Annotated in this window: 6 protein-coding genes; all 6 read right to left on the bottom strand. The window is 63.7% G+C overall.

Annotated features, from left to right (window positions below):
• Positions 1-328: hypothetical protein (locus P5205_22260; GenBank protein HSA13085.1), on the bottom strand; the 328-nt coding region annotated here is incomplete at its 3' end.
• 3 nt (positions 329-331) lie between these two features.
• Positions 332-748: a hypothetical protein gene (locus P5205_22265; GenBank protein HSA13086.1), complete on the bottom strand. Its 417-nt coding sequence runs from the start codon at positions 746-748 to the stop codon at positions 332-334.
• 180 nt (positions 749-928) lie between these two features.
• Positions 929-1,156, bottom strand: a complete 228-nt coding sequence (locus P5205_22270; GenBank protein HSA13087.1) for a hypothetical protein — start codon at positions 1,154-1,156, stop codon at positions 929-931.
• 71 nt (positions 1,157-1,227) lie between these two features.
• The gene (locus P5205_22275; protein ID HSA13088.1) at positions 1,228-2,238 is read right to left on the bottom strand and encodes a coat protein; all 1,011 of its coding nucleotides are present in this window, start codon (positions 2,236-2,238) and stop codon (positions 1,228-1,230) included.
• A 32-nt stretch (positions 2,239-2,270) separates the two neighbouring features.
• The gene (locus P5205_22280; GenBank protein HSA13089.1) at positions 2,271-3,038 is read right to left on the bottom strand and encodes a hypothetical protein; all 768 of its coding nucleotides are present in this window, start codon (positions 3,036-3,038) and stop codon (positions 2,271-2,273) included.
• A gap of 7 nt (positions 3,039-3,045) precedes the next feature.
• A complete protein-coding gene (locus P5205_22285; GenBank protein HSA13090.1) occupies positions 3,046-4,533 on the bottom strand; it encodes a DUF4055 domain-containing protein in 1,488 nt (495 codons plus the stop codon).
• Positions 4,534-5,344: the final 811 nt, after the last annotated feature.

Raw genomic sequence — 5,344 nt, forward strand, 5'->3', positions numbered from 1 at the left:
CCTTCGGCACCTCATCACTTGCCACAAAGCTGCTCAGCACCGGCGACTGCAACGAGCTGCCCACCGCGTTCCGATCCGGGTCTGGGCACCGCTCCCGCGGCCACTGCAACGCCTGCTCTTCATGCGCCCGATACCCGTTGAACTGAAACTGCGAATCCACCAGCCGCGTCGCCATCACCAGCGCCGCCGCCTTCGTGCCCGACGTCGCCGCCGTCCAAGCCGTGGCATACAGGTGCCCTTCGAAGTAGGCATCGCCATCCGCCACGCTCGCGTAGCTGTTCGCGTCCGCCTTCCCCGTGCCGTCCTCTTTGATCAGTGTCAGTGCCATAGCTCAGATCACGATTTGAATCGCCAGCTCATTCGAAAACGGCCCCAGCTCCCCCGTCGCGCTCCGATACCGCGCCTTGTACACCAGCAACTCCTCGCCATAGGCGGCCGGCACATGCAAATACTCGCCGATGTCGCTCGCGACCAGATCGAGAAACGCGAACCCGCCTTCGTTGACATTCAGCCAAATCTCCACCATCGCCTCAGGCCAGCCTCCCAGGTCCACCTGCACCTCAAACACAGTGTTGAACCATTCCTGCTGGGCATAGTAAGACCCGTTACCCACCAACACCGTTGGCAGCGGCGGCAACTCCGGCTGGCCTTGCCGCCGCCGCCGCTTTTGCCGCCGCATCACCCACCAGGCGCGCAGGGCTTTGCTAACGCGCGTATTCGGTCGGTTGAGATGGAGCAACTTGGCCATTCTGCTTGGGCTCCGGTGGGTTGGAGGGTTTAGTCGTGGCCGCACTGATGTCAGAACCAGCAGCGGGCACCACCGCGGGCTTGGCGTTCGCCTGATGGCCGCCGGCAAGGCCCTCCACCGGCAACAGCGGACGCCTCACCCGCCGAATAATTGGCAGCAACTCACTCATTTCTGCTTTTCCTAAATGGCGTTCGCCCCAATCGCGATCTGCTTCCAATTGGTGCCGTCGCTGATGGCCAGGCACGGCACCGCACCCGTTCCGCCCGCGCTCAAGTGAATGATGCGCCGCGGGAACCTCGCCGCCGTCACGCCAGCCGCCACCGCCGCCGCGACGTTGGTGAACGTCAGATATTGAATCTGCTCGCCGCTCCGAATCCTCTCGAAGCTGCGCGGAATCTCTTTACCCATAATCGTTTTCCTTTCTCGGCGCGGTTGCGGAGTGCGGCTCAACTCCGCACTCCGCATTCCGCACTCCGCACTCAGTTGTTGTGCGTGATTGCCACCAGGCGCACGTTCTTGTTCTCCCAGATGCGCACCCAGTTGCTGGAGGTCTCCAGCTCCGCATTCGTCGGCGAGTCACCCGCCACGCTCGCGCTGGTGAACTTCACGCCACGAGGATGCAGGATGTAACGTCTGCGGTTGATCAGCACCGTGTCGCTGTCCAGCGGCACACGCGCCAGCTCCACACCCTCCGTCCCGTGGCCGCCTTGCAGCGGCGCACCGTCCAGCGGCGAAACACCCTTGGCAAACGCCCCCGGCCCGAACAGGTAGGTCGTATAGACCGTCCCATCCGTGGTGCCCGCGCGCGTCGGCAGGTTGTCGTCCACCACCACCCTCCGGCCCTGGAAGCTCGCCAGACTCGGCTTCCCCTGGCTGTCCGGCAGGAAGTCAATCAGGTCGAGCTTCTTCAAGGCAGCTTCAGTGCCCGAATGCATCGCCACCGCCGTCAGCCGGCTGGCCGCATCGCCCAGCTTCGCGCAAGCATCCACGAACGTCGCACCATTGAGCCGAGTGGTCGCCGACTGCCCGGCCACCGACTCCGAGTGAATCGCCAGCAGATTGCCGCTCATGCTGGCCGCCGCGAACATCCCCTTGAGACAGGAGATCACCAGCCCCTCATCCGTCCGCGCCCAATAGGCCGCCACCAGGTCCACAATTGCCTGCATGGGATCATCACCCGAGATCACCTTCGCCAGGTGGTTTACACTCCACACCTGCGCGTCGTTGTGAATCCGGGCAATGTCAGTGTCCGCCTGGATCTTGTTCACCGTCAGCGACGCCGAATCGCTCAAGAGCTGTCGGGTCGCAGTCAGGTCCTTCCAGAACGGCATCTTCACTTCCCGCCCGCCGCCCTGCGCCAACTCATCAAACTCGGGCGCCATCTCGATGATGCCCGACTCGCCAAAGCGCGACAGTTCCGCTGTCCGCTCGATGGCATATTTTTCGAACTCCGTGGGGATGATAATGTCCGCCACTGCTGTCTTAGCCATATCTCACAATCTCCGGTTGTGACCCGCGTGGATCAGGCCGCGGCCCTGAGCCGTGCCGCCAACTGCGGGTCGGATTTCTGCAACTTCATTTGCTCCGTGAGGTTCCACGTGTCCTTACGGAACGGGTTCTTCACGGACCTGTTACCGACTCCACCGGAGCCGTTGCTGGCAGCACCGCTGCCCGCATTCGATTCAAACAGATGAGGAGCGTCAGCAACCTGCTGCTCAACCCACTCATCCAAAGTCATCGGCGTGATTCCATCTTTCCCAACACGCACCGTCTGGCCATCGGCCTCGTAGGCGCGCGGCGCGCCATCCACCAGGCGGAACACAGTTCGCGCTCGCGCCGTGATGTCAGGGATCGCCGTAGGCCGCAGCCCACGCTTCGTCGCGGTGGTAATCACGCCCTGGTCAATCTGAATGGCCGTCAGCCGGCCATTCAGTGAATCCCGCTCGGAAGTCACTGCCGCGAACTGCTTGTCCCACTCCGTTTTCGCAGTCTTGAGGCGGTTCTCGACAACCTTGTCCACTTCGCCGCTCTTGATCTGCTGCGCTTCCTCGAGCCGCTGCTTCTCCTCGGCCAACTTTCGCACCTCGTCAGGATCAATCCCCTCAAAGCGCTTCTTCTGTTCCGCGAGCTGATTGCTCAGCGCGATGTTGTTCGCGCGGAACTCATCCAGCTTCGCTTTGTCCGCCGCGCCATCCACATCCAGCAACCAGGCGCCATCGCGCTCCACATAGAGCGCCTGCTGCTCCGCCGGAATTTCATCCTTCGACTTGATCTTGTATTTCAGTGCCATAACTCACTCACACCTGCTCCGCCGCACCATGCGCCGGAGCCAAAGCCTCTTGCGCCACCCGCTCGCGCTCATCCCTCTTGATCAGCGCCGCCTCTTCCGAATTTGTTCTGCCCTCGGGAAGGACCTCACCCCGGCGGAACAATTCATGCATCGTGTCCTGGCTGATCGCCCCTGCTTGCCACGCCGCCACAATCGCCTGCACATCCTGGCTCGCTAGACCCTTCGTGCTGAAATCAGTGTTGAGCTGCATCAGCACTTGCGTGTCGCTCACGTCATCCGGGAGTTCCTCCGTCGAGTTCCACCAATACACCCAACGCAGCACCTGCGTCAGCGACTCGCTCACGCTGAAGGCCACACCACCGAGGATGCTGTATTCGCCCGACTGCCGTAGCTCAATCGCCGTAGCCGTCTCGCCCACCCGCTTTGCTTCCTCCAGCATCCGCGAGCCGAGCACAGTCATCAGCCGCTCGTCGCGATCCATCGCACGCTCGAACGTCGTCAGCCCTTGGCCCGTAAACTCCAGGAACCCAGCCGTCGCACCGGGCGTTTCACTCACCCAGGCCGAGCTCGAACCGATCCGCAGGCTCGCGCCCTTGTCGAATCCACTCACCCAGGCAGTGGGCAGCGCCGTGAAATGCAGCCCATGCTTGAAATCAGCATCCAGGCGGTAGTGGTCCAGGTTCACCGCCACGATGTCCTCCAGCGGCCCGCGATCCACATCCGGCCGCGAATGCCGCGGCCCATGAAACACAAACGGAATCAGCGGCAGCGGCCTCCCCAGCCGCCGCGGCAGCCGCGACTCCACCAGCACCCACTCCTTCTTCGCGCGCCGCAGCCCCGCCCAGGCCGACCAAGGCCGCTCCTTCTCTTGCCACACTTCCACGCGGCAGAAGACATCGCCCTCATTCCCAACCAGCAGGCGCAGCACCCGGATTTGTTCCACGGGCGATGCTTCGAAGTCATCCTGGCCACTCCCGCTCGCCCCTTCAGCAACCTCCCTGAGCACCACCAGCGTCGGCACGCTTCGCCCATTCACCCGTTCCACCCGCCAGTTGATGATCTGCTCCGCCCGATAGAACACCGCATACGCGCGCTGTTCCGCCTCCGACTCCCAGTCCACCAGCGTTCCCGCTCGCCCGAGCCCGATGACATCGCCGACAACCATCTTCGCATAGGCAGTCAACGAGGTGCCCAGCATGTCCGCATCATTCGCGAACTCCTCCATCGCCCGCCCGAGACCACTGCCTCCCTCGGGCAGCTTCACAAACGGAGGCCGCCGAAAGATCAACCCCTGGTAGGCTTCCGAAGTGCGAGCGGTGGCGTTGAAGAACGAGGCCCGGTTCACATACGCCGCAAACTCCTCATCCGTTTGCGAATCCAACCGAGGCAGATACTTCTCACCCCCGGCTTTGACAGCATCCTCCCCAGCGAGCACATCACGCGCCCGCAACCAATCGGCTGCGCTCACGTCGTAGTCGGGATGATTAGAATTCACCGGCACGACGCAACCCTAGCACGGCATTTTTACGCACCAGCCCAACACACAGGGCGCGTGTTGCAGCCCGCTGCGCGCCGATACCCTCGCGCTGCGCCGCGCTGCAACATTTTTTTCATCCACCCCCTTGACGAACTCCCACCACCACGCCCGCTCCTGCCAGGCTCCGCGCCGGAATGCGCCGCGGCGGCGCAACCGGCGCTCCGCCTGCCAGTCGCTCACGCCACCACCACCGGTCGCGGCCTGCCCTCCAGCCCCTCTGCTTCGCAACGGGGCTGGAGGGCAGGCCGCTCCCTACCATCACTCCGGTTCGATGCGCACCCCCTGGGGCAATGTCAGCCACACCGCCCGTGGCGGTGTGGATAACCAGGTGGACGACTCCGCTCGTCGTGCTCGCTCCGTCGGGGTAACGTCAGCCACTCCGCCTGTGGCGGAGTGGACAACCACCACGACGACCCCCGCCCACCGCACACCCGCACGACCGCCGCAGGTCCCCGCCACCCCCTGTGCTTGCGCAACGGGGGTGGCGGGGACCTGCGGCTCACCGTTACCAATTGGACCAGCACCCCGCTGCCGCGACCACGAACACGCCTTCCCAATTCGAACGTCCGCGGCGCAGCCAGCGCGCCAGGCTCCCCTCCACCCTCAGCCTGTCACGCCGGCTGCTTCCGCTCGTGCCACATCGAACGCCCCACCGCTTCGCGACCACGAACGCCAGCCGCGAAACCAACGCCGACAGCAATTCCAACGCCCCCGGACCCGCTTATAGCTCATCCAAAGTTATTCACCGGTGGTGAGGAGAGCCCGGTTC

Source organism: Candidatus Paceibacterota bacterium (genome assembly GCA_035452965.1).
Lineage (GTDB): Bacteria > Verrucomicrobiota > Verrucomicrobiia > Limisphaerales > UBA8199 > UBA8199.